Genomic DNA, 23,980 nt, shown 5'->3' with positions numbered 1-23,980 from the left:
TGTTGCCCAAGTGAACCGACTGCTCCAGCAGCTGCGCCGTGCCTTCGGCAAGACGTCATCCGCAGTCCCATCGACGAAGGAAGACGCCGAGTCCAGCCATCCGTCACTGCGCGGTCCAGATCCCGTGACGCTGGCCGCCCTGGCCAGCGCCAGCGGGCACGCGCCGGGATCTGATGCCAACGGAACCGTGCTGGACGACCTGCTGAGCGACTGGCGCAAACAGCATCCGGACGAGGCGGACGATCGGCATCTGCGGCTCTTCGACGCTGCAAGCCTCAGGCTGCGGGGCGAGCTCGACGAGGCGCATCGACGCTGCGATCTCCTGATGTCAGACCCTGACGTGGCACCCGCTGCGGTCCAGCTCGAACTGGCCTTGATCGCGCTGGCTCGCCACGACCTGTCGACCGCGATGGATGCACTGAACGTCGCGGTCACCCTGGATCCCGATCTGGGCGTCGGCTGGCTGAAGCTGGGGGAAGTGCAGATCCGGCTGGACCAGTTCCAGGACGCCGAGACCACCTTGCAGGAAGCGGCGCGCTGCCTGGTTGGCGAGCCCCAGGCGGACGCCTGGTACCTGCTGGGTGAAGCCCACCGGATGCGCCGACGCTACGCCGAGGCAAGCGCCGCCTACGAGGCCAGCCTGGCCATTCAACCCACCCGGCGGCAGGCATTGATCGCGCGCGGTCATGTTCACTTGATGGCGGAAGAAGAAGGACAAGCACTGGCCTGCTACGAGGAGGCGCTGCGGCTGTCGCCGCAGGTTCCGCCCGACGTGAAGCTCAACATGGGGTCGATCCGACAGAACCTGGGCGACTTCGACGGTGCGCGCGCCATGTTCGAACGTCTGCTGACGGAGCGGCCCGGTGACCATGCTGCACGTTGGTACCTGAGTCAGCTGGACCTGCTGCAGGGCCGCTGGGTGGCTGGCTGGGCCAACTATTCGGTCCGCTTCCGGGCCGGTGCCGTGCCCTATCGGCCCATGCCCTATGCCAACTGGGATGGCCGCCCCCTGGCGAACGAGACCTTGCTGGTGCTGGCCGACCAAGGGCTGGGCGACGAGATCATGTTTGCGTCGTGTCTGCCGGACCTGCAAGCCCGCGCACCCAAGACCATCGTCGAGTGTGAACCGCGACTGCTGGCCCTGTTCAAGCGCTCGTTTCCAGGCCTGCACCTGATCGCCACCGAACGCGAGAAGAGCACCGACTGGCTGATCGGGTGTCCAACCCCGACATGGCAGATCAGTGCGGGCGACTTGCCTCGGTTCTTCCGGCAGTCAGACGCTGACTTTCCTCGCCACGAAGGCTATCTGAAAGCAGACCCGGCGCGCGTCGAGCACTGGCGTCAACGCCTGCGGGCCAGCAGCCAGGGCCGGTCTGTGATCGGCATTTCCTGGCGAGGCGGCCTCGTCGGCACTCGGACCCAGGCGCGCTCGATCAGCGTCAACGAGTGGCGGCCCATCTTGTCCTGTCCCGGCCTGCACTTCGTCAACCTGCAGTACGGCGATTGCGGGGCCGAACTGGCCGAACTTCAGGCCACACACGGCATCACCATCGACCACCACCCGGACGTCATCGCCGACTACGACGAGACGGCCGCCCTGGTCTGTGCACTGGATCTGGTGGTGAGCGTGTGCACGTCGATCATCCATTTGACGGGGGCTCTCGGACGACCGGTCTGGGTGTTGACGCCCCACTCGCCGGGTTGGCGCTACACGGCCGATCGGACCCAGCTGCCCTGGTATCCCAGCAGCCGGATCTTTCGACAGCCGCGCGCCGGTGACTGGGGCAGTGCCTGCCACGAACTGTCAGTTGAATTGCACGCACTGACGAGAAGTGTCAGTCCCGACCTCGACAAGGGGCCGGAAGTCGGCGCCCAAAGTTGAATTGATCGGATTTCCACCCCCAGATTGCGGGATCTGCGCCGGGTACGGGGCTTGCTGTCCACTCCATCACGACCGGGGCGTCCCGGACCCGATTCCCTAGACCGGAGGAAATGTCATGAAGTCTGTCCAACGAGGTTTCACCCTCATCGAACTGATGATCGTGGTTGCGATCATCGGCATCCTGGCCGCGGTTGCGCTGCCTGCCTACCGCGACTACACGCTGCGCGCGAAGGTCTCGGAACTGCTGCTGGCCGCCAGTTCGACCCGCACCGCCGTGACCGAGAACTCGCAGAACGCCGGTTTCACGAACGGTTCGGGCATCACTGCGCCGGGCGCAGGCGGCAAGGTTGCCAGCGCCTCCGTGGGGGCCAGCGGCTTGATCCGGATCGAAGGCGTCTCGGCCGAATTCGGTGCAAACGCTGTTGTCGTGTTGCTGACCCCGAGCTGGAACGCCGGTGCCTCAACGGTCGTCTGGACGTGCGCCGTGTCCCCGACCAACCTCGAACCGTCGTCCTGCCGCCAGGACTGATCCAGCCGCTCGAAGGCTGATCACGCGGCCCGCGATTGGCGGGTGCGCGTCCACAGACGCCCCTCTGGCAACAGCGGGGCGTTTTGCTTGGTGGGTTCAGTTCTCAGGGCGTCGGCCGATCATGCGCACGTCCCGCTCGGGTCGATGCGTGCGCGGGAGCTCATCGACGATCGACACCAGCCCGACCCGTTCCAGCAACTTGCGCAGCTCGTGCTTGGAATAGCACCAGCGGTGCAGCATGGCCTCGTTGCGGTAGCCCGGGTCGCCAAACAGCCCGAACAAGGTGAGTTGCATCGGCGCCGGCGTGCCCTGGGCGATGTGGTGCTGGAAGATCGCCAGGATCTTGTCCAGGCAAGGCATTTCCAGCACCAGCGCACCGCCCGGCTTGAGCACGCGCTGCCATTCCCTCAGGCAATCCTCGACCGCCCAGCGCGGCAGATGCTCCAGCACGTGATAGGCATGGACCTCGTCGGCGTGGCCATCGGGAAAGGGCAGCGGGCCGGTCACGTCGGCGATGACGTCCGGCGACAGCCCCGACCAGTTCTGGTCCAGATCGACGTTGACGAAGCCGGGCCATATCTTGGCCCCGCAACCCAGGTTGAGCCGGATCCGCCCCTCGTCGCGATACACGGCGAGTTCCAGGACCTCACGGCTGGCCAAGCTCGCTGCCGGGTCGGTCTGGAAGGCTTCAAGCCAAGCCTGCGCCACCGCCGGCACACTGCAACGCTCCTCCACCACACGCTGACCGGCGACCAGCGCGGCCTCGACGTCGTCGGGATGGCTGCGCCAATGGCGCAGACCGTCGATCGGGTCGTCGACCAGGCTGACGTGTGCGGCCCAGGGCCGGTAGGCCGGCAAGGGGCTGGCGACGACCCAGCGGCCGGCGTGCAGCGCATCGGTCAGGCGGTTGGCGGTCTTGACCGCCTTGCGCGGATCGTCCGGGTCCGAGGGGATCAGCACGATGTCGCAGCGCTCCAGCGCGGCCCATTGGGTCGCCTCGTCCCACGCCAGGCAACGGGCCTGCAGTCGACCTTCGCTGCGGCGTGTGACGGCCGTCAGCGCCTCGACGATCTGTGGCAAAGGCTGGGTGACGACCTCCAGCGACATCGGAACTTCCGCCGCTTGGCCGACCAGCGCCGGCAACCAGTTCGCCATCGCCGGCCAGTTGACGGGGTGCCCGAACCACAGCAGCTGGAGGCGCTCACCGGCGGCCTCGCTGCCACGCCACCAACGTGTCAAGGCCGATCCTCCCGGCACCGCGAGATGACGCACGCGCGGCCGGTCATGGGGCGAGCCCAGCGGGTCGCCCACGACCTGGGCGACACCGCCGCAGACCGCGAGCAGGCGGGCCTTCATCGCCTCGGACCCCACCACCCGGACCTGCGCCACGTCGGCCAGGCCGCGCCAATAGGTGCCCATCTGCGGGTGATCGAAATGGTCGTCGTTGAAGTCAGCCACGACGCGGGCACCCTGCCCGGCCGCGACGCGGGCCTGGTCAAGTAGCTGGGTGCCGCGCTGCTGATACCGCGCGAGATCCCGCCCGGGCAGAAACTTGCCGATCACGACGATGTCGGCATCGCCAGGACGATCGGTGGCCAGCCAGGCATCGAGTTCGACGAAGCGGACCTCATGGCCGAGGTCGCGCAGGCCCTCGGCCGGCAGGATGACCCGGTAGCGATAGGACGCCAGCGGCGAGGTGTGGCCGCCCTGTCCGTCGTCCTGCAGGCCTTCGATCACCCAGATGATGCGCATCGATGCGTCCACGTTCACCCCCGCTGATCCACCCGCAACATCGCCTCCCGCTCCGCCCGCCATGCCGGCCCGTGCTCGCAATCCACGTACTCGTGGAAGTAGGGCCCGCCGATCGTGAAGTGAACGTTGGCGGCGTCCTCGCGCGGGGCGTCGTAGCCGACCAGGTGGTTCCAGGTGGCGGGCAGCGGGCCGATCTCGGCGTCGTCGGACAGCCACTTGAACTGGTGCAGTTCCAGGCCGCTGGCGGTGTTGACGAACTCGGGGGTCAGGGCGCGGCAGCGGGCGTTGTTGAACAGCATGACGCTGGACCAGTTCTTCTTGCCGTAGGCCGACTGCGGAGCGCCAAGGAACTTGACGGTCTCGGCCGGGCGGTGGTCGTGCTGCACGCACATCACGGCATAACGTTCGTCGCGTTGGGCCCAGAGGCGGGCGATGTCCTCGCGCACCAGCATGTCGCAGTCCATGAACAGCGACCAGCCTTCGTACCCACTCAGGTGCGGCACCAGGAAGCGCGAGAACGAGAAGTCGGTCGACTGCAGCGGATTGCGCTCGCGCCACATCAGGCCCTGCAGGTTGTCCAGCGCCAGCGGGACGAAGGCGACCGGCTGGCTGGATCGCGCCAGGATGCTGTGCGTCAGCACATGCCAGGCAACCGTCTCGCGGGGGTCATAGCCGATGAAGATGCGGATCATGGTGCGGCTCTTGCTCAGGCTCTTGCCGAGGGTGTGGGCGTTGAACGACCACTCTAGCAGCGTCAATCCGGCCGGCCCCCAAGGCTGATCCAGGGCGCGCTGGGTATCCTCGCCACTCGATCATTGACCTGGGATAGACGACCATGACGTTCCGCTTCGCTCTGATCGCTGCCACCGCCGCAGCCGCCACGCTGGCCTCGGCCGGCCTGCAGGCCAAGACCTTCAAGTGGACCAGCGCCGCCGACATCCCGACATGGGACGTGCACTCGCAGAACAACGCGCTGGCCAACGGCATCCATGCCGCTGTCTACGAATCCCTCGTCTACTACAACAGCCGCACCTTCAAGCCCGAGCCGGTGCTGGCGACGGCCTGGAAGCAGCTCACGCCCACGCAGCTGCGCCTCACGCTTCGCAGCGGCGTCAAGTTCCACGACGGCTCGGCCTTCACCGCCGACGACGCGGTCTTCTCGATCGAGCGGGCCATGAGCAAGACCTCGAACTTCGCGGTCTATGCGCAGGGCATCGACCGCGTCGTCAAGGTCGACGCCGGCACGATCGACATCTTCACCAAGGACCCGAACCCGGTGCTGCTCAACCAGCTCACCGAACTGCGCATGATGAGCAAGGCCTGGGCCGAGAAGAACAACTCGGTCGCGCCCAAGGACATCAAGACGCCCGAGGAGAACTTCGCCCACCGCAACGCCAACGGCACCGGCCCGTTCCAGCTGGTTTCCTGGCAGCCCGACCAGAAGCTGGTGCTCAAGCGCAACACGGCCTGGTGGGGCAAGGCCGAGGGCAACGTGACCGAGGTGGTCTACACGCCGGTCAAGTCGGTCGCCACGCGCATGGCCGCGCTGCTGTCCGGTGAGGTCGACTTCGTGCTCGACCCGAGTCCGCAGGACCTGGCGCGGGTGCGCGGCGAGTCCTCGCTGAAGGTGATCGACGGGCTGGAGAACCGCACCATCTTCCTGGGCATGGACCAGTCCCGCGACGAACTGCCCGGCAGCGACGTGAAGGGCAAGAACCCTCTGAAAGACCAGCGGGTGCGCCGCGCGCTCTACCAGGCCATCGACATGGACAGCATCGCCCGCGTGACGCTGCGCGGCCTGGGCCAGCCCACCGGCACCCTGATCGCCCCGCAGGTCAATGGCTGGACCAAGGCGCTGGACAAGCGCCTGCCCTTCGACCCCAAGGCCTCGCAGAAGCTGCTGGCCGATGCCGGCTACCCGAATGGCTTCGAGGTCGACTTCGCCTGCCCGAACAACCGCTACATCAACGACGAACAGATCTGCCAGGCCATCACCGCGATGTGGGCCCGCGTGGGCGTCAAGGCCAAGCTGCGCACGCAACCGCTGGCAACCTACTTCCCGATGATCCAGCGCTACGAGGCCAGCATCTACATGCTCGGCTGGGGCGTGCCGACCTTCGATGCGCTCTACAGCCTGCAGTCGCTGGTGCGTTCGGTCGGTGCCGGTGGCGACGGCAACTACAACGTCGGGCGCTACTCGAACCCGCAGGTCGACGCGATGGTCGAGCGGACCAAGAAGGAGACCGACCTGAAGCTGCGCACCGAGCTGCTGACCAAGGCGCTGCAGCTGCAGGCCGATGACGTGTCGCACCTGCCGCTGCACAACCAGGTCATCCCCTGGGCGATGAAGAAGAACATCGACGTGGTGCACCGGGCCGACAACCGGCTCGACTGGCGGCTGGTCAAGGTCAACTGAAGCCGGCCCCGCCACGAGCGCGCGCCGATGCTGGCCTTCATCCTGCGCCGCCTGGCCCAGGCCATCGTCGTGATGGCGGTGGTCTCGGCCGTCGCCTTCGCCTTGTTCCAGTACGTGGGTGACCCGGTCACCTTCCTGCTGGGGCAGGACGCCACCGCCGAAGAGCGCAACCGCATCCGCAACGAGCTGGGTCTGGACCAGCCGGTGCTGGTGCAGTTCGGCCAGTTCATCTGGAACGCGATGCGCGGCGAGTTCGGCATGAGCCTGCGACAGGGCGTCAAGGTCTCGCAGCTGATCGCCGAACGCCTGCCCGCCACGCTGGAACTGGCCTTCGTGGCCGCCGCGCTTGCCTTGCTGGTGGGCGTGCCGATGGGCGTCTATGCGGCGCTGCGGCGGGGCAGCGCGCTGGCGCAGGTCTTCATGACGATCTCGCTGCTGGGCGTGTCACTGCCGACCTTCTTCATCGGCATCCTGCTGATCCTGGTGTTCGCGGTGAACCTGGGCTGGTTCCCGAGCTTCGGCCGCGGCGAGGTGGTCGACCTGGGCGGCTGGAAGACCGGTCTGCTGACCCTCAAGGGCTGGCACCACATCACCCTGCCCGCCGTGACGCTGGCGATCTTCCAGCTCACGCTGATCATGCGGCTGGTGCGCGCGGAGATGCTGGAAGTCCTGCGCAGCGACTACATCAAGTTCGCCCGCGCCCGCGGCCTGAGCGACCGCGCCATTCACTTCGGCCACGCGCTGCGCAACACGCTGGTGCCGGTCATCACCATCACCGGGCTGCAGCTGGGCGGGCTGATCGCCTTCGCCATCATCACCGAGACGGTGTTCCAGTGGCCCGGTATGGGCCTGCTGTTCATTCAGGCGGTGTCCTTTGCCGACATCCCGGTGATGGCGGCCTACCTCTGCCTGATCGCGCTGATCTTCGTGGTCATCAACCTCGTGGTCGACCTGCTCTACCTGGCGGTCGACCCGCGCCTGCGGCTGGACGGCCGCAGCGCCCACTGATGCCCGGCCCGCCACGCATGACGACCCGACAAGGAACTCCCACGTGATCGCGCCCCTGCGCCGCTGGCTGGCCGGCGACATCGGCCACAGCTTCAGGTCCACGCCCAGCGCCATGCTGGCCGCGCTGCTGGCCTTGGCCTGCCTGGTCGCCGCCTTCGGCGCGCCCTGGCTGGCGCCGCACGACCCCTTCGACCTGAGCACGCTGGAACTGGGCAATGCGCGCCTGCCGCCGGCCTGGCAGGACGGCGGCAACACCGCCTTCGTGCTGGGCACCGACGACCAGGGCCGCGACATCCTGTCGGCGCTGATGTACGGCGCGCGCATCTCGCTGGTGGTGGGGCTGGCCTCGGTCGCCCTGTCGGTGCTGATCGGCGTCACGCTGGGCTTGCTGGCCGGCTTCCTGGGTGGCTGGATCGACGCGCTGCTGATGCGGCTGTGCGACGTGATGCTGTCCTTCCCCGCCATCCTGGTCGCGCTGCTGATCGCCGGTGTCGGCCGGGCGCTGTTCCCGAACGCGCCGGGCAGCCTCGCCTTCGGGGTGCTGATCCTGTCGATCACGCTGACCGGCTGGGTGCCCTATGCCCGCACGGTGCGCGGCTCCACGCTGGTCGAGCGGCAGAAGGAATACGTGCAGGCCGCGCGTGTCACCGGCGTCGCGCCGCTGGCCATCATGCGACAGCACGTGCTGCCCAACGTGATGGGACCGGTGCTGGTGCTGGCCACCATCCAGGTCGCCACGGCCATCATCACCGAGGCCACGCTGTCCTTCCTGGGCGTGGGCGCGCCGCCGACCTCGCCGTCGCTGGGCACGCTGATCCGCATCGGCAACGACTACCTGTTTTCGGGTGAATGGTGGATCACGCTGTTCCCGGGTCTGGTGCTGGTGCTGATCGCGCTGGCGGTCAATCTGCTGGGCGACTGGCTGCGCGATGCGCTCAACCCTCGCCTGCGCTGACATGACGGCCACCCTCAACCCCCCTGCCCCGCTGCTCCAGGTCGAGAACCTGGTGGTCGAGTTCCCTGGCCGGCGCGGCACGCTGCGGGCGCTGGACGGCGTCTCCTTCTCGATCGCGCCGGGCGAGATCCTGGGCATGGTGGGCGAGTCGGGCGCGGGCAAGTCCTTGACCGGCGCGGCGGTGATCGGCCTCTTGGAGCCGCCCGGTCGCATCGCTGGCGGGCGCATCCTGCTGCATGGCGAGCGCATCGATGACCTGCCGCCCGAGCGGCTGCGGCGCATCCGCGGCAAGCGCATCGGGGCGATCTTCCAGGACCCGCTGACCTCGCTGAACCCGCTCTACACGGTCGGCCGCCAGCTGGTGGAGACGATCCAGACGCACCTGCCGCTGAACGCCGCTCAGGCCCGCGAGCGCGCCATCGAGTTGCTGCGCGACACCGGCATCCCGGCGCCCGAACAGCGCATCGACCACCACCCGCACCAGTTCTCCGGCGGCATGCGCCAGCGGGTCGTGATCGCGCTGGCGCTGGCCGCCGAGCCCGAGCTGATCGTGGCCGACGAGCCAACCACCGCGCTGGACGTGTCGATCCAGGCGCAGATCATCGGCCTGCTGCGCACCGTCTGCCGCCAGCGCGGCGCGGCGGTGCTGCTGATCACGCACGACATGGGCGTGATCGCCGAGACCTGTGACCGGGTGGCGGTGATGTACGCCGGTCGGGTCGCCGAGATCGGCCCGGTCGCCTCGGTCATCCACCGCCCGGCCCATCCCTACACCGCCGGCCTGATGGCCTGCATCCCCGACATGGTCCGTGACCCACGCGAACGCCTGAACCAGATCGACGGCGCGATGCCGCGTCTGGACGCCATTCCGGGCGGCTGCGCCTACCACCCGCGCTGCCCGCACGCCGGCGACGATGCCCGCTGCACCACGCAGCGCCCGGCGCTGGTCGCCGCGGGTGCCACGCAGGCGGCCTGCTGGCGGCATGACGTCCGCTGGGGGACGTCAACATGACGCGCACGCCACCCGCGCAGGAGCAGGACACGTCGGCGCTGGTCTGCGCCGTCGACCTGACCAAGCGCTTCGAGGTCTCCGCGCCCTGGCTGGACCGGGTGCTGAGCGGCCGGCCGCGCCAGTGGCTGCAGGCCGTCGACGGCGTCAGCTTCGAGATCGAGCGCGGCCGCACGCTGGCGCTGGTCGGCGAATCGGGTTGCGGCAAGAGCACGGTGGCGCGCCTGCTGGTCGGCCTGTACGAGGCCACGCGAGGACGCCTGGTCTTCGACGGCCAGGACGCGCAGGCCGCCTATGCCGGACCGCCCGATGCGGCACGCGCGCTGCGGCGGCGCATCCAGATGATCTTCCAGGACCCCTACGCCAGCCTCAACCCGCGCTGGCGGGTCGAGGACATCGTCGCCGAGCCGCTGCGCGTGCACGGCCTCGGCGGGGACGATGTGCAGAGGCGCGAACAAGTCGGCGCGCTGCTGACCTCGGTCGGCTTGGCGGCGGCCGATGGCGTGAAGTACCCGCACCAGTTCTCGGGCGGCCAGCGCCAGCGCATCTCGATTGCGCGGGCCATCGCGACGGCGCCGGACTTCCTGGTCTGCGACGAGCCCACCTCGGCGCTGGACGTCAGCGTGCAGGCCCAGGTCCTCAACCTGATGAAGGACCTGCAGCGTGCGCGTGGCCTGACCTACCTCTTCATCAGCCACAACCTCGCGGTGGTGCGCCACGTCAGCGACACGGTCGGCGTGATGTACCTCGGCCGGCTGGTCGAGCTGGCACCGCGCGACGCGCTGTTCGAGGACCCGCGCCACCCCTACACCCGCATGCTGCTGGCGGCCATCCCGACGCTGCACGACACCGGTCGGGCCCGCACCCCGGTGCTCGGCGAGGTGCCCAACCCGCTCAACCCGCCCAGCGGCTGCACCTTCCACCCACGCTGCCCGCAGGCCGACGCACGCTGCCGCAGCGAGCGGCCCGAGCTGCGCCCGGTCACCAGCGGGCGGGCGACGATCCGGATCGCCTGTCACCAGGCGGCCTGAAGCCCCCACAAGCAAAAGGCCCGCGACATCGCTGTCGCGGGCCTTCTTTCTGGCGCAGAGGCTCAGGCGATGAGCCACCGATCGGGTCAGACCCGGCCGGTGGCTCCGGACATCACATGTCCATGCCGCCCATGCCGCCCATGCCACCCATGCCGCCCGGCATGGCGGGGCCGTCTTCCTTCGGAGCCTCGGCCACCATGCACTCGGTGGTGAGCATCAGCGAAGCGACGGACGCGGCGTTCTGCAGCGCGGTGCGGGTCACCTTGGTCGGGTCCAGGATGCCCATCTCGATCATGTCGCCGTAGGTGTCGTTGGCGGCGTTGAAGCCGTAGTTGCCCGAACCGGCCAGCACGGCATTGATCACCACGCTCGGCTCGCCACCGGCGTTGCCGACGATCTCGCGCAGCGGGGCCTCGATGGCCTTCAGGACCAGCTTGACGCCAGCGTCCTGATCCGGGTTGTCACCGGCGATCTTGCCGGCGGCCTGACGGGCACGCAGCAGGGCCACGCCGCCACCGGCGACGATGCCTTCTTCGACGGCGGCACGGGTCGCGTGCAGCGCGTCTTCCACGCGGGCCTTCTTTTCCTTCATCTCGACTTCGGTGGCAGCACCGACCTTGATGACGGCAACACCGCCGGCCAGCTTGGCCACGCGCTCTTGCAGCTTCTCGCGGTCGTAGTCGCTGGTGGCTTCCTCGATCTGGATGCGGATCTGCTTGACGCGGGCTTCGATGTCCGCGGCAGCGCCGGCGCCGTCGATGATGGTGGTGTTTTCCTTGCCCACTTCGACGCGCTTGGCCTGACCCAGGTCAGCCAGCGTGACCTTCTCGAGCGACAGGCCAACTTCCTCGGCGATGACCTTGCCACCGGTCAGGATGGCGATGTCTTCCAGCATGGCCTTGCGACGGTCGCCAAAGCCCGGCGCCTTGACGGCGACGACCTTCAGGATGCCGCGGATGGTGTTGACCACCAGGGTCGCCAGCGCTTCGCCGTCGACTTCTTCGGCAATGATCAGCAGCGGACGGCCAGCCTTGGCCACTTGCTCCAGCGTCGGCAGCAGATCGCGGATGTTGCTGATCTTCTTGTCGAACAGCAGGACAAACGGGTTGTCCAGCAGGGCGACCTGCTTCTCGGGGTTGTTGATGAAGTAGGGCGACAGGTAGCCGCGGTCGAACTGCATGCCTTCGACGACATCGAGCTCGTTGTTCAGCGACTTGCCGTCTTCGACGGTGATGACGCCTTCCTTGCCGACCTTGTCCATGGCCGAGGCAATGATCTCGCCGATCGAGTCGTCGCTGTTGGCCGAGATGGTGCCGACCTGGGCGATTTCCTTGGACGTGGTGGTGGCCTTGGAGGCCTTCTTCAGCTCGATCACCAGGGCGGTGACCGCCTTGTCGATGCCGCGCTTCAGGTCCATCGGGTTCATGCCGGCGGCCACGTACTTCATGCCTTCGCGCACGATGGCCTGGGCCAGCACGGTGGCGGTCGTGGTGCCGTCACCGGCGTTGTCCGAGGTCTTGGAAGCGACTTCCTTGACCATCTGGGCGCCCATGTTCATGAGCTTGTCCTTGAGCTCGATCTCCTTGGCGACCGAGACACCGTCCTTGGTGACGGTGGGGGCGCCGAACGAGCGCTCCAGAACCACGTTGCGACCCTTGGGGCCCAGGGTGACCTTGACCGCGTTGGCCAGGATGTTCACGCCTTCGACCATGCGGGCGCGGGCGTCAGCGCCGAAAACGACGTCTTTTGCTGCCATGTGAATACTCCGAATTCTTGGGTGGGTTCGTCGCGGAGAGAGCCGGACCGCGTCCAGGCTTCCCGGACAGGTCCGAGCCCCCGCGAGGGGAATGACGAGGATCGCGGCACCGCCACGACCGCCGCCAGGGGACTCAACTTACTTTTGCACCACGGCGAAGAGGTCTTCTTCGCGCATGACGAGCAGTTCTTCGCCATCGACCTTGACGGTCTGGCCGCTGTACTTGCCGAACAGCACGCGGTCACCAACCGCCACGTTCAGGGCGACGAAGTCACCCTTGTCGTTGCGCTTGCCCGGGCCGACGGCCAGGATCTCGCCCTGGTCGGGCTTCTCGGCGGCGTTGTCGGGGATGATGATGCCCAGGGCGGTCTTGGTCTCGTTTTCGAGGCGCTTGACGATCACGCGATCGTGCAGGGGACGAAGCTTCATTGCATCTCCTTGGAGTCGTACAGGGTGCGGTGGGTCGGTGCGCAGGACGCGAACCGGGGTAACGCGTTCGACGGCGGGACGGGGCCGCGAGGCTGTCCGCCATCGCTAGCACTCACCGATGTCGAGTGCTAACGGAATCAGATTATAGGAACGGTCCCCGCCGTTTCAAGAGGCCCGCGTGATCTAACGATCAGAGGTGCAAGGCCAGCGGCCGGGCGCTGCGGCCGGACTGGACCGCGTCGATCGTCATCAGCACCAACTGCCGCAGAGCGCCGTAGGGCTCGCTCGGCCAGCCAGGCTGGCGCAGGCCCTTGACGATCCCGTCACAGGCGTGTGCGGCCCGCACCAGCGCGTCGGCACGGGCCGGGTCGAGCTGAGGCGCGATGCGCTCGAACAGCTTTTCCTTGACGCCCCAGACGCGCGCCTCGCGCAGCGCCATCGGCAGCGGCCGGCCGCCCCGCAGCGCGGCGGCGACGCGGGCGAGCGCGCGCAGGTCCTCGGCCAGCGTCCAGTGGACCAGCACGGCGGCCTCGCCCTCGGACTGCAGCCCTTCGAGCATGCGCAGCGCGCGCGCGGCCTGACCGGCCAGCACCGACTCGCCGAGCTTGAAGACGTCGTAGCGGGCGACGTTGAGCACCGCCGACTCGATCTGCTCGAAGCGGAGCACGCCGGGCGGGTGCAGCAGCGCGAGCTTGCGGATCTCCTGGACGGCGGCGAGCAGGTTGCCTTCGACGCGGTCGGCGAAGAAGGCCAGCGCGCGCTGGCCGGGCTCGCCGTCCTCGACCCGCTGCTGCTGCGCGGCCAGGCGCTGGGCGATCCACTGCGGCAGCGCGCGGCGGTCAACCGGCTCGACCTTGACGCTCACGCCGGCGCCGTCCAGCGCGGTGAACCAGGCGCTGGTCAGCTGGGTGCGGTCCAGCCGGGGCAGGCTGATGACGGTGACGGTGTCCTCCGGCAGCGCCTGGGCATAACGCTGCAGCGCCTCAGAGCCGTCCTTGCCGGGCTTGCCCGAGGGAATGCGGATCTCGATCAGCCGCCGATCGGCGAACAGGCTCAGCGCCTGGGCCTCGCCCAGCAGGCCGGACCAGTCGAAGTGCGCGCCCGCGACGGTGTGCACGCTGCGTTCGCTGTGGCCAGCGGCGCGGGCGGCCGCGCGGAGGGTGTCAGCAGCCTCCTGCACCAGCAGCGGCTCGTCGCCGTGGATGACGTAGAGCGCACGCAAGCCACGTTGCAGGGCGGCTTCGAGCTGGTCGGCGCGCAGTTGCATGGTCGTGATCCGTTCAGCGCGGCGCCGACGCGGGAACGGCAGGTGCGGCAGGCGCGGCGGACGTGGCCGGCGTGTCCGCCGTCAGGGCCGCCAGCCGGCGCAGCACCTGGCGGGCCATGTCCTGGTGCATGGTGCGGACGAGGAACTGCTGCTCGTGCGCCTTGGCCAGCGCGTCGTTCTCGGCATAGCTCATCTCGCGCGACTGCATCAGCGCGGTCGGTGCGATCAGCTCCGCGCCGTCGGGCCGGCGCACGCGGAAGGTGAAGGACGCACGCAGCGTCAGCTCGCGCACCTGGCCGGCGGCGGTGAGCGTCGCCACCACGGGCAAGGACTGGTCCAGCACCGATTCAAGCACCAGGTCGGAGGCGACCGGCGTGGCCGCGAGGCTGGCTCCGGGGCTCATGCGCAACTGCCGACGCAGCTCGTCGGCCAGCGCCGAGTCATGCCCGAAGCCGGCCAGATGGACCCGCTTGAGCGTCAATTCGGGCGGCCGGCGCAGCTGGAAGCCGCAGCCGGCCAGCGCCACGCCGGCCAGCCCCGCGATGCCGGTCAGACAGGCACGGCGCGTGTTCATCGGCCTGCGGGCTCAGGCCACGACGTTGACGAGACGGCCCGGCACGACGATGACCTTCTTGATCGGGCGGCCCTCGGCGAAGCGGGCGACCTCTTCGGACGCACCGGCGATCGCCTCGATCGCCGCCTTGTCGGCGCTGGCCGGCACGGTGATCGCGCCACGCGTCTTGCCGTTGACCTGCAGCACCAGCTCGATCTCGTCGCGCACCAGCGCGGCCTCGTCGACAGCCGGCCACGGCGCGTCGAGCAGTTCGCCCAGACGGGTGTCGTAGCCCAGCTCGTTCCACATCACCTGGGCGATGTGCGGGCAGGCCGGGTAGAGCGCGCGCAGCAGCACCGAATAGCCCTCGCGCATGACGGCGGCGCTGGCCGCGCTGGCGTCAAGCTTCGCGCCTTCGAGCGCATTGAGCAGCTTCATCGCACCGCTGACCACGGTGTTGTATTGCATGCGCTCGTAGTCATGGCTGATCTGGCGCAGCACGGTGTGGACCTCGCGGCGCAGCGCCCGCGCGTCGCCGGCGATGTCGGCGGCCACGGAGGCGATGTCGGCCGCGCCCTGAAGCACCGCCTCGTGTTTCGCGCCATAGCCCCACACCCGCTTGAGGAAGCGCTGCGCGCCCTCCACCGCCGAGTCGTTCCACTCCAGCGTCTGCTCGGGCGGCGACGCGAACATCACGAACAGGCGGGCGGTGTCGGCGCCGTGGGAGTTGATCAGGTCCTGCGGGTCGACGCCGTTGTTCTTGGACTTGGACATCGTGCCCACGCCCTGGTAGTCGATCGCGCTGCCATCGGCCTTGAGCGTCGCGCCGATGATCTTGCCGGTGGCGTCGAGCACGTTGTCGACGTCGTGCGGCCAGAAGTACTCGATGCCGCCCTTGTCGGTGCGGCGGCTGTAGATGTGGTTGAGCACCATGCCCTGCGTGAGCAGGCGGGTGAAGGGCTCGTCGACCTGGACCAGCTTCAGGTCGCGCATGACCTTGGTCCAGAAGCGCGCGTAGAGCAGGTGGAGGATGGCGTGCTCGATGCCACCGATGTACTGGTCCATGCCGCTGCCGCCAGCGGCCTGGCCCGATCCACGCATCCAGTAGCGCGTGCCGTCGCCCACCATGGCGTCGCTGTTCTGCGCATCGCAGTAGCGCATGAAGTACCACGACGAATCGACGAAGGTGTCCATCGTGTCGGTCTCGCGGCGTGCGGGCTTCGCGCAACGCGGGCAGGCGACGTTCAGGAAATCGCTGCGCAGACGCAGCGGATTGCCGCTGCCATCGGGCACGCAGTCGATCGGCAGGACAACGGGCAGGTCCTGCTCGGGCACCGGCACCGGGCCGCAATCGTCGCAATGGATGATGGGGATGGGCGTGCCCCAGTAGCGCTGGCGGCTGATGCCCCAGTCGCGCAGGCGCCAGGTCGTCTTCTTCTCGCCCAGGCCAAGCGCGCCGAGCAGCTCCGAGACCTTGGCCACCGCCTGCTTGTGGGTCAAGCCGTCCAGCACGCCGGAGTTGACGCAGACGCCGCGCTGCTTGTCGCCATAGGACTCGGCCCACGCATCGGTCGAGTAGGCCTCGCCTTCGATGGCGACGACTTGCTGGATCGCCAGCCCGTACTTCTTTGCGAAGGCGAAGTCGCGCTCGTCGTGCGCCGGCACGCCCATCACGGCGCCGTCGCCGTAGCTCATCAGCACGTAGTTGCCGACCCAGACCTCGACCTGGGCACCCGTCAGCGGGTGGGTGACGAACAGGCCCGTGGCGAGGCCCTTCTTCTCCTGCGTGGCGAGTTCGGCCTCGGTCGTGCCACCCTGAGCGCATTCGGCGATGAAGGCCGCCAGCGCCGGGTTGCTTGCCGCCGCATGGGTGGCGAGCGGGTGTTCGGGCGCGACGGCGCAGAAGGTCACGCCCATGATGGTGTCGGCACGGGTCGTGAAGACATGCAGCTTGCCGCCCTGGATGGGCAAGCCGTCCGCGCCGCGGATGTCGTGCGGGAAGGCGAAGCGCACGCCCTCGCTCTTGCCGATCCAGTTCTCCTGCATCAGCCGCACGCGCTCGGGCCAGCCGCTCAGGTAGCTCGGGTCGTCCGGGTTGGCCACGGCCGACAGCAGCTCCTCGGCGTACTTCGTGATCGCCAGGTAGTAGCCGGGGATCTCGCGCTTCTCGACCACCGCGCCCGAGCGCCAGCCCTTGCCGTCGATGACCTGCTCGTTGGCCAGCACGGTCTGGTCAACCGGGTCCCAGTTGACGACCTGGGTGCGGCGCTCGGCGATGCCGGCTTCCAGCATCTTCAGGAACAGCCACTGGTTCCACTTGTAGTAGCTCGGGTCGCAGGTGGCGACCTCGCGCGACCAGTCGATCGCCAGGCCCATCGCCTGCATCTGGCGCTTCATGTAAGCGATGTTCTCGCGCGTCCACTTCTCTGGCGGCACGCCGTTCTTCAGCGCGGCGTTCTCGGCCGGCAAGCCGAAGGCGTCCCAGCCCATCGGCATCAGGACGTTGTGGCCCTTCATGCGCAGCTGACGGGTCAGCATGTCGTTGATGGTGTAGTTGCGCACATGGCCCATGTGCAGCTTGCCGCTCGGGTACGGCAGCATCGAGCAGGCGTAGAACTTGGGCTTGAGCTGGCCCGCGGCGTCGCGGGCGTCCTCGACGACGCGGTAGGCATCGGCCGCTTGCCACTGCGACTGGGCAGCAGCTTCTACGGCGGCGGGATCGTATTTCTCGTTCATGGTGCGCGGACTGGCAAGAGGAGGCGGAGCCGATGGGGGCGAGCCGGGGCGGGTCGGCGAAAGCGGCGGATTATCGACGCCGAGGTCGCCCCGGAAGGGGTCTGTCGGCCAGTGGCGGGCGGTCAGCGGCTGGCCGCCGCCGCGACGGGCTCGGTGACGAAGGCGATGCGGTTCAGGCCGGCCTGCTGCAACTGGCCGATCAGCTGGGCGACGAGGCCATACGGCGTGGCCTGGTCGGCCCGCAGCTGGACCTCCGGCCGCTCGGACTCGGCCCGCTGGCCGAGCTCGGCGATGCGGCGGGCGAAGGCGGCGTCCTCGACCCGTTCCTCGCCGAGGTAGAGCGCGCCATTGGCCTGCAGCCCGACCTGGATCGCGGCGGGGGTCTCGACCTGCGGCTTGGCGCCGTCGGCCTTGGGCAGGTCCAGCTTGAGGCTGGCGCCCATCAGCGGCGCGGTGATCATGAAGATGACCAGCAGCACCAGCATCACGTCGATCAACGGGGTCATGTTGATCTCGCTCATCGGCTGCGGCTGGCTGCGCCGCTCCAGACGGCCGAGGGCCATGTCAGTCGTCCTGCCCGGTCGACGACGCCGAGCCGGGTGCGAACAGCTCGCGCAGGTCGTGGGCCCAGCCTTCGAGATCGGCTTCACAAGCGCCCAGCCAGCGGCCGAACAGGTTGTAGGCCAGCACGGCCGGGATGGCCACGGCCAGACCGGCGGCGGTCATGATCAGCGCCTCGCCGACCGGGCCGGCCACCTTGTCGATGCTGACGCTGCCCGAGGCGGCGATGCCCACCAGCGCGTGGTAGATGCCCCAGACGGTGCCGAACAGGCCGATGAACGGGGCCGTCGCGCCGATCGAGGCCAGCACGACCTGACCCTGTTGCAGCTGCGCGAGCACCGCATGCAGGGCGTCGCGCAGCCGGCGCGTCAGCTGAGCAGGGGCTTGCGCGCCAGCGGCCAGCGAGCCACCCGACGGCGTCGCGCGGGCGGCCTCCAGCATCGGCAGCAACACGGCCTCGCGGTCACGTTCGGCCAGCAGGCGGGCACCGGCGGCGAGGTCGGGCGCGTCCCAGAAGGCCGGCACGATCCGACCCAGGTCGCGGCGCGCGCGCTGCAGCACCCAGGTCTTCCAGAAGATCAGCACCCAGGCGCTGACCGACATCACCAGCAGCAGCAGCGCCACCGCACGGCTGACGCCGTCGCCCTGGGACCAGACGAGCTGCAGCGCGTTCACGGTCAGGCGAAGCCGAGCACGTCGTTCATGCCGTACAGGCCACTGGCCTTGTCCGACATGAAGCGGGCGGCGCGCAGCGCGCCTTGGGCATAGGTCGAGCGGCTGGACGACTTGTGGGTGATCTCGATGCGCTCGCCGATGCCGGCGAACAGCACGGTGTGGTCGCCGATGATGTCGCCGCCGCGGATGGTGGCGAAGCCGATGCTCGACGGATCGCGCTCGCCGGTGATGCCCTCGCGGGCGTAGACGGCGCAGTCCTTCAGGTCACGGCCCAGCGCCTGGGCCAGCACCTCGCCCATCTTCAGCGCGGTGCCGCTGGGCGCGTCGACCTTGTGGCGGTGGTGGGCCTCGATGACCTCGATGTCGTAGCCGTGGCTCATCGCACGGGCGGCCATGTCCAGCAGGCCCAGCACGACGTTGACGCCGATGCTCATGTTGGGCGCCAGCATGATGGCGATGTCGCGCGAGGCGGCCTCGATCTCGGCCTTCTGCGCGTCGCTGAAGCCGGTCGTGCCGATGATCATCTTGACGCCCAGCTCGCGGCAGACGGCGAGGTGCGCCATCGTGCCTTCGGGCCGGGTGAAGTCGATCAGGACGCGTGATCCGGCCAGGCCGGTCTTCAGGTCGGAGGTGATCGCCACGCCGCTGTCCTGGCCCAGGAAGGCGGCGGCGTCTTGCCCTTCGGCAGGGCTGCCGGCGCGGTCCAGCGCGCCCGACAGGCGGCAATCGTCGGCAGCCATCACGGCCTCGATCAGCATGTGGCCCATGCGGCCGGTGCAGCCGGCCACGGCGATCGGATATTGGTCGGTCATCAGGGGTCCCCGCAGCCACACGGCAGGTGGCCAGAACAGTGGGTGTAGATCGGGATCAGCGAGCCGGCAATGGCTCCAGAGGGGGATAGGCACGCGCCGGCGCACTGGCCCCGGCGGCGGGCGCGGCGATCGCCGCCGCCGGTTTGGGCAGGGGCAGCGCACGCAGCTGATCGTCGCTGAGCGCCAGCGGAACGGCCTTGCCATCGACCTTGGAAACGTCAATGGCGTCGACGAACTCGCGCTCGGAGGGCAGCTGCGGGGCCTCGAAGCTGGCGACCTTGTCACCCTGGAACAGCACGGTGACGTGACGGCGCTGCGCCGCCGCACCCTGCCGGCGAATCGTGAAGACGTAGTCCCAGCGGTCGGCGTGAAAGATGTCAGCCAGCAGAGGCGAACCCAGCAGGCTGCGGACCTGTTCGCGGCTCAGGCCTGGGCGCAGTTGTGCGGCCATCTCCTGCGTCACGACATTGCCTTGCACCACCTCCATGCGATAGGGGGTGATCAGGCCGGCAAAGCGCCGATCGGGGTCGGCGGAGGCGGCGCAGCCGGCCAGGGTGACGGCGGCCAGCAGGGCAGCGCCGGCGGGTGCGAAACGCATCGATAGGGACCGGATCACGAGAGCCTCAGGGTGGTTGCCGGCCTGGCCGTCGGGGCCGGTTCATGCCGATATGATCGACAAATTCTAACGAGGCGCGTCCGCGCGCCCCTCCCGACCTGCCGACCCATGACCAACGCGGATGAACTCAAGAGCTCGGGCCTGAAGGCCACGCTGCCGCGCATCAAGATCCTTGAGGTCTTCCAGCGCGCCACCGAGCGCCACATGACCGCCGAGGACGTCTACAAGCTGCTGCTCGCCGAAGGCTCGGACATCGGCCTGGCCACGGTCTACCGCGTGCTGATGCAGTTCGAGCAGGCCGGCATCCTCTCGCGCAACCACTTCGAGAGCGGCAAGTCGGTGTTCGAGCTCAACGAGGGCCAGCACCACGATCACCTGGTCTGCATGGACTGCGGCCGGGTCGAGGAATTCTTCGACCCGCAGATCGAACGCCGCCAGCACGAGATCGCGCTGGAGCGTGGCTACCGCCTGCAGGAACACTCGCTGGCGCTGTACGCCCAGTGCACCAAGGTCGACTGCCCCCACCGCGCCTCGAAGTAAGGCTGGGCGCTCGCCCGCCTCAGAGTCCGGCGTCGCCCTGGTCCATCAGGTCGCGGTGGCGACGGATGAATTCCTGGTAGGTGTCGATGCCGCGTAGTTGCAGCACGGTGTTGCGCACGGCGGCCTCCACCAGCACGGCCAGGTTGCGGCCGGCGTCCACCGCGATCACCACCTTGCGCACGGGCATGCCGAGGATGTCCTCGTACAGCGGCTCGTAGGGAATGCGCTCGAAGTCGCGGTCCAGCGTTTCCTTGCGCACCAGATGCACGATCAGCTTGAGCCGCATCTTGCGGCGCACCGCCGTCTCGCCAAAGATGGCCTTGATGTCGAGCAGGCCGATGCCACGCACCTCGAGCAGGTTGCGCAGCAGTTCGGGACAACGCCCTTCGACGGCGGTCTGGGCGACGCGGTAGAGATCGACCACGTCGTCGGCCACCAGGCCATGGCCCCGCGAGATCAGCTCCAGCCCGAGTTCGCTCTTGCCCAGGCCGGACTCACCGGTCAGCAGCACGCCCAGGCCAAGGATGTCCATGAAGACACCGTGGCGCGAGGTCCGCTCGGCGAAGTGCTGACCCAGGTAGCCGCGCAAGATGTCGATGCAATGCCCGGCCGATTCCTGCGTGCAGAAGAGCGGGATCTCGGCGCGTTCGCACATCGCCACCAGCTTCTCAGCGGGCACGCATCCATCGGCCACGATCAGCACCGGCGGCTCCAGCGTGACGATGCGCGAGATGCGCCGGCCTTGGCGTTCAGGATCGCTGTCCACGTGATCGAGGTAGGACACCTCGCGCCGGCCGAGGATCTGGACGCGGTAGGGATGGATGTAGTTCAGGTAGCCGACCAGGTCGGCGGCGGACTGCGCATCGCGCACGGCCACTTCATCGAAGCGGCGCTCGGGCGCGGCGTGGCCGGCGATCCATTCCCACTTCAGCGCGACGCGGTGGGCATCGAACAGCGCCTCAGCGCTGATGACGGTGGGTTTCACGCGCGGGCCACGGCGGAGTGGTCGGCGAGGTCGGTCAGGCGACCGACTTGAGGGGTTCCCAGCGGCTGATCAGCTCGTGGACCTTGGCGGCCTCGGGCTCGGTCTTCAGTCGCTCGCGCAGGTCGCGGTCGGACAGCAGCTCGGCGATTTCAGACAGGATCTCGAGGTGGCGCTGCGTGGCCGCCTCAGGCACCAGCAGAAAGATCATCAGGGAGACCAGCTCATCGTCCGGTGCCTCGAAGGCAATGGGCTGTGCCACGCGAATCACGGCAGCGAGCGGATTCTTCAGGCCCTTGATGCGCCCGTGCGGGATCGCCACCCCATGCCCCAGCCCGGTCGACCCCAGCCGCTCGCGTGCGAAGAGGTTGTCGGTCACGGTGGCTCGGGCCACGGCGTGCTGGTTCTCGAACAGCAGACCAGCCTGTTCGAACGCGCGCTTCTTGCTGGATGCGTCCACCTGCACGAGAACATTGCTGGCGGGCAGGATGGCGGCGAGTCGGTTCATCGGGATCGAACGCCGGTTTGGGCCTGGGCCTTGGCGGGCGTCTCGGTGGGGACAAGGAAAATGATTATAGGAATCGACACCCCCGGCGGGCGGGTGGCATCCCTCACGTGCTCAGGCGTTCAGCGCAAGGTTGCCGCGTTGCAACAAACGTTTGCAACTGGACTGGGAAAAGCATCACACCCTCGGCCCTGAGGCCATGCAAAGGCGTCCGGACATGAAAAAAGGGCCCGAAGGCCCCGCAGTCGTCAGGGTTGCCCGGCGTGCCTGGAAGGCCCGCCGAACCTGCGCCGCACTCAGATCACGTCACCGGTCGCATCCAACCGCTTGGCGGTGGCGTGGTGGTGATCCTGGAGCTTGTCCTTGTGGCGGACAACCTGGCGATCGAGCTTGTCCATCAGCTGGTCGATCGCGGCGTAGAGATCCTCGTGGGAGCTCTCGACGAAGATGTCCTTGCCCTTCACATGCAGCGTCACTTCCGCCTTCTGCCGCCTTTCCTTTTCCTTCAGTTTCTCGACCGTCAGCAGGACGTTCACATCCACGACCTGGTCAAAGTGCCGCGTGACCCGGTCCAGCTTGGTGAGAACGTACTCACGCAGGGCCGGGGTCACTTCCAGGTGATGTCCACTGATCGTCAGGTTCATGAGGCCTCCATAGAGGGGTGGTGGGGGAATCTCTGGCGGGACCCCTGCGGCGCGGGCCCTCGCCTTGCCTGTCTTGTGTGACTTGAGTGTGACCCCAACACCTGACCCTGGCAAGGTCGGAAACCGGTGCCGCACCAGCCCTGTGCGGGATTGCACTGGGCGCACTTCTTTCGCGCTACGCTCCGTGTTTGCGAGCATTCAGCGACCCTCGAAAGTGCGCTGGCAGGCCTTGCGGCCACCCTGCCGGACCATGCCCGGACAGGGTCGGTTTCAGGCGGTCACGATGCGATACTCGCCGGCTTTGTGCGGGGTCCGGCAACGCCACAGGTCGCCCCCAGGAGCCTGCATGCTCAACGTCTTCACGCTGGTCAATGGCCGGCTCTACCAGGTCGAGATCGAGGCCGCGATCGACAAGCCCGAGGCCACTGCCACGCTGGCGCCGGTCTGGGTTGATCTTGAGGCACCGACCGAACAGGAGAAGTCCTGGGTCGAGCAGCGATTCGGCCTGCGCACGCCGGCCACCGAGGTCGGCGAGGACCTGGAGGAATCGGCCCGCTACTACGAGGAAGACAACGGCGAGCTGCACATCCGCTCGGACTTCCTGATCGACGACGACGACACGCCGCGCAACGTGCGCGTGGCCTTCATCCTGTTCAACAACGTGCTGTTCTCGGTCCATGCCGAGGACCTGCCGGTGTTCCGCCTGCTGCGCCTGCGCGCGCGCCGCATCCCGGCCCTGATCGAGGATGCCAAGGACGTGCTGCTCAAGCTCTACGACGCCGATGCCGAGTATTCGGCCGATGCGCTCGAGGGCATCTACGACAACCTGGAGCGCGTCAGCGCCGGTGTGCTCAAGCAGGAGATCGACGACCGCGCCGCCGGCGAGGCGCTGGCCGCGATCGCGCGCGAGGAAGACCTCAACGGCCGCATCCGTCGCAACGTGATGGACACGCGCCGCGCGATCAGCTTCATGATGCGCAGCCGCATGCTCAATGCCGAGCAGTTCGAGGAAGCGCGCCAGATCATGCGCGACATCGACTCGCTGGACTCGCACACCGCCTTCCTGTTCGACAAGATCAACTTCCTGATGGACGCCACGGTCGGCTTCATCAACATCAACCAGAACAAGATCATCAAGATCTTCTCGGTCGCCTCGGTGGCCCTGCTGCCACCCACGCTGATCGCCAGCATCTACGGCATGAACTTCGAGTTCATGCCCGAGCTGCGCCAGTCCTGGGGCTACCCCTTCGCGCTCGGCCTGATGGTGGCCTCGGTGGCCGCGCCGCTGATCTACTTCCGCCGCAAGGGCTGGATGCGCTGAG

General features: G+C 68.2%; 23 protein-coding genes. 9 read left to right on the top strand and 14 right to left on the bottom strand.

Annotated features, from left to right (window positions below; all coding sequences use genetic code 11):
- The first annotated feature begins 10 nt into the window (after positions 1–10).
- Together EV685_RS19645 and EV685_RS21240 are read left to right on the top strand one after the other, a co-directional pair.
- Positions 11–1,882, top strand: a complete 1,872-nt coding sequence (locus EV685_RS19645) for a tetratricopeptide repeat protein (RefSeq protein ID WP_130483766.1) — start codon at positions 11–13, stop codon at positions 1,880–1,882.
- Between the two features lie 115 nt (positions 1,883–1,997).
- Positions 1,998–2,411: a pilin gene (locus tag EV685_RS21240; RefSeq protein WP_130483765.1), complete on the top strand. Its 414-nt coding sequence runs from the start codon at positions 1,998–2,000 to the stop codon at positions 2,409–2,411.
- A 96-nt stretch (positions 2,412–2,507) separates the two neighbouring features.
- Here EV685_RS21240 and EV685_RS19635 read toward each other — a convergent pair whose 3' ends face one another.
- Positions 2,508–4,181 carry a methyltransferase domain-containing protein gene (locus tag EV685_RS19635; protein WP_165396872.1) on the bottom strand — a complete coding sequence of 558 codons (1,674 nt, stop codon included), beginning with the start codon at positions 4,179–4,181 and terminating at the stop codon, positions 2,508–2,510.
- Positions 4,178–4,855, bottom strand: a complete 678-nt coding sequence (locus tag EV685_RS19630; protein WP_130483763.1) for a glycosyltransferase — start codon at positions 4,853–4,855, stop codon at positions 4,178–4,180. Before EV685_RS19630 ends, EV685_RS19635 begins: the two co-directional genes overlap by 4 nt.
- Before the next feature lie 143 nt (positions 4,856–4,998).
- On the opposite strand from EV685_RS19630, the gene EV685_RS19625 reads away from it, so the two are divergent.
- The 5 genes from EV685_RS19625 to EV685_RS19605 are packed head-to-tail and all read left to right on the top strand — an operon-like array spanning position 4,999 to position 10,582.
- Complete coding sequence (locus EV685_RS19625; RefSeq protein WP_130483762.1) at positions 4,999–6,579, top strand: ABC transporter substrate-binding protein; 1,581 nt, start codon at positions 4,999–5,001, stop codon at positions 6,577–6,579.
- A 27-nt stretch (positions 6,580–6,606) separates the two neighbouring features.
- Positions 6,607–7,587, top strand: coding sequence for an ABC transporter permease (locus tag EV685_RS19620; protein WP_130483761.1), 981 nt, complete (start codon positions 6,607–6,609; stop codon positions 7,585–7,587).
- Positions 7,588–7,633: 46 nt separating this feature from the next.
- Entirely contained in the window at positions 7,634–8,542 is a 909-nt protein-coding gene (locus tag EV685_RS19615) for an ABC transporter permease (RefSeq protein WP_420820843.1), read from the top strand.
- Position 8,543: 1 nt separating this feature from the next.
- Entirely contained in the window at positions 8,544–9,554 is a 1,011-nt protein-coding gene (locus EV685_RS19610; protein ID WP_130483759.1) for an ABC transporter ATP-binding protein, read from the top strand.
- Complete coding sequence (locus EV685_RS19605; protein ID WP_130483758.1) at positions 9,551–10,582, top strand: ABC transporter ATP-binding protein; 1,032 nt, start codon at positions 9,551–9,553, stop codon at positions 10,580–10,582. Before EV685_RS19610 ends, EV685_RS19605 begins: the two co-directional genes overlap by 4 nt.
- Positions 10,583–10,694: 112 nt before the next feature.
- On the opposite strand, the gene groL is transcribed toward EV685_RS19605, so the two are convergent.
- From groL to EV685_RS19560, 9 genes are all read right to left on the bottom strand, one after another.
- Positions 10,695–12,338, bottom strand: coding sequence for a chaperonin GroEL (gene groL, locus EV685_RS19600; protein ID WP_130483757.1), 1,644 nt, complete (start codon positions 12,336–12,338; stop codon positions 10,695–10,697).
- Positions 12,339–12,476: 138 nt separating this feature from the next.
- Positions 12,477–12,767 carry a co-chaperone GroES gene (locus tag EV685_RS19595; protein WP_130483756.1) on the bottom strand — a complete coding sequence of 97 codons (291 nt, stop codon included), beginning with the start codon at positions 12,765–12,767 and terminating at the stop codon, positions 12,477–12,479.
- 190 nt (positions 12,768–12,957) lie between these two features.
- The gene (gene holA / locus EV685_RS19590) at positions 12,958–14,034 is read right to left on the bottom strand and encodes a DNA polymerase III subunit delta (RefSeq protein WP_130483755.1); all 1,077 of its coding nucleotides are present in this window, start codon (positions 14,032–14,034) and stop codon (positions 12,958–12,960) included.
- Positions 14,035–14,047: 13 nt separating this feature from the next.
- Complete coding sequence (locus EV685_RS19585) at positions 14,048–14,608, bottom strand: LPS-assembly lipoprotein LptE (protein WP_130483754.1); 561 nt, start codon at positions 14,606–14,608, stop codon at positions 14,048–14,050.
- A gap of 12 nt (positions 14,609–14,620) precedes the next feature.
- Complete coding sequence (gene leuS / locus EV685_RS19580) at positions 14,621–17,323, bottom strand: leucine--tRNA ligase (protein ID WP_130483753.1); 2,703 nt, start codon at positions 17,321–17,323, stop codon at positions 14,621–14,623.
- A 122-nt stretch (positions 17,324–17,445) separates the two neighbouring features.
- Positions 17,446–17,886 carry an ExbD/TolR family protein gene (locus EV685_RS19575; RefSeq protein WP_130483752.1) on the bottom strand — a complete coding sequence of 147 codons (441 nt, stop codon included), beginning with the start codon at positions 17,884–17,886 and terminating at the stop codon, positions 17,446–17,448.
- 1 nt (position 17,887) lies between these two features.
- Positions 17,888–18,559 (bottom strand): MotA/TolQ/ExbB proton channel family protein, encoded by a 672-nt coding sequence (locus EV685_RS19570; protein ID WP_242615686.1) that lies wholly within the window; start codon positions 18,557–18,559, stop codon positions 17,888–17,890.
- Between the two features lie 2 nt (positions 18,560–18,561).
- Positions 18,562–19,371: a 4-hydroxy-tetrahydrodipicolinate reductase gene (gene dapB, locus EV685_RS19565; RefSeq protein ID WP_130483751.1), complete on the bottom strand. Its 810-nt coding sequence runs from the start codon at positions 19,369–19,371 to the stop codon at positions 18,562–18,564.
- A 55-nt stretch (positions 19,372–19,426) separates the two neighbouring features.
- Entirely contained in the window at positions 19,427–19,969 is a 543-nt protein-coding gene (locus EV685_RS19560) for an outer membrane protein assembly factor BamE (protein WP_130483750.1), read from the bottom strand.
- Between the two features lie 126 nt (positions 19,970–20,095).
- On the opposite strand from EV685_RS19560, the gene fur reads away from it, so the two are divergent.
- A complete protein-coding gene (fur, locus tag EV685_RS19555) occupies positions 20,096–20,527 on the top strand; it encodes a ferric iron uptake transcriptional regulator (protein WP_130483749.1) in 432 nt (143 codons plus the stop codon).
- A 19-nt stretch (positions 20,528–20,546) separates the two neighbouring features.
- Here fur and hprK read toward each other — a convergent pair whose 3' ends face one another.
- The 3 genes from hprK to hpf form a co-directional block, all read right to left on the bottom strand.
- Entirely contained in the window at positions 20,547–21,512 is a 966-nt protein-coding gene (gene hprK / locus EV685_RS19550; protein ID WP_130483748.1) for an HPr(Ser) kinase/phosphatase, read from the bottom strand.
- Positions 21,513–21,546: 34 nt separating this feature from the next.
- Positions 21,547–22,017 carry a PTS sugar transporter subunit IIA gene (locus EV685_RS19545; protein ID WP_130483747.1) on the bottom strand — a complete coding sequence of 157 codons (471 nt, stop codon included), beginning with the start codon at positions 22,015–22,017 and terminating at the stop codon, positions 21,547–21,549.
- A gap of 293 nt (positions 22,018–22,310) precedes the next feature.
- A complete protein-coding gene (gene hpf, locus EV685_RS19540; RefSeq protein WP_130483746.1) occupies positions 22,311–22,658 on the bottom strand; it encodes a ribosome hibernation-promoting factor, HPF/YfiA family in 348 nt (115 codons plus the stop codon).
- A 346-nt stretch (positions 22,659–23,004) separates the two neighbouring features.
- On the opposite strand from hpf, the gene corA reads away from it, so the two are divergent.
- Positions 23,005–23,979 carry a magnesium/cobalt transporter CorA gene (gene corA / locus EV685_RS19535; protein ID WP_130483745.1) on the top strand — a complete coding sequence of 325 codons (975 nt, stop codon included), beginning with the start codon at positions 23,005–23,007 and terminating at the stop codon, positions 23,977–23,979.
- Position 23,980 lies beyond the last annotated feature (1 nt).

Origin of the sequence: Sphaerotilus mobilis (genome assembly GCF_004216565.1) — a bacterium.
Classification (GTDB): Bacteria; Pseudomonadota; Gammaproteobacteria; order Burkholderiales; family Burkholderiaceae_C; genus Sphaerotilus; species Sphaerotilus mobilis.
The sequence above is the reverse complement of the archived record's forward strand: the minus strand, read 5'-3'. Positions and strand labels throughout refer to the sequence as shown.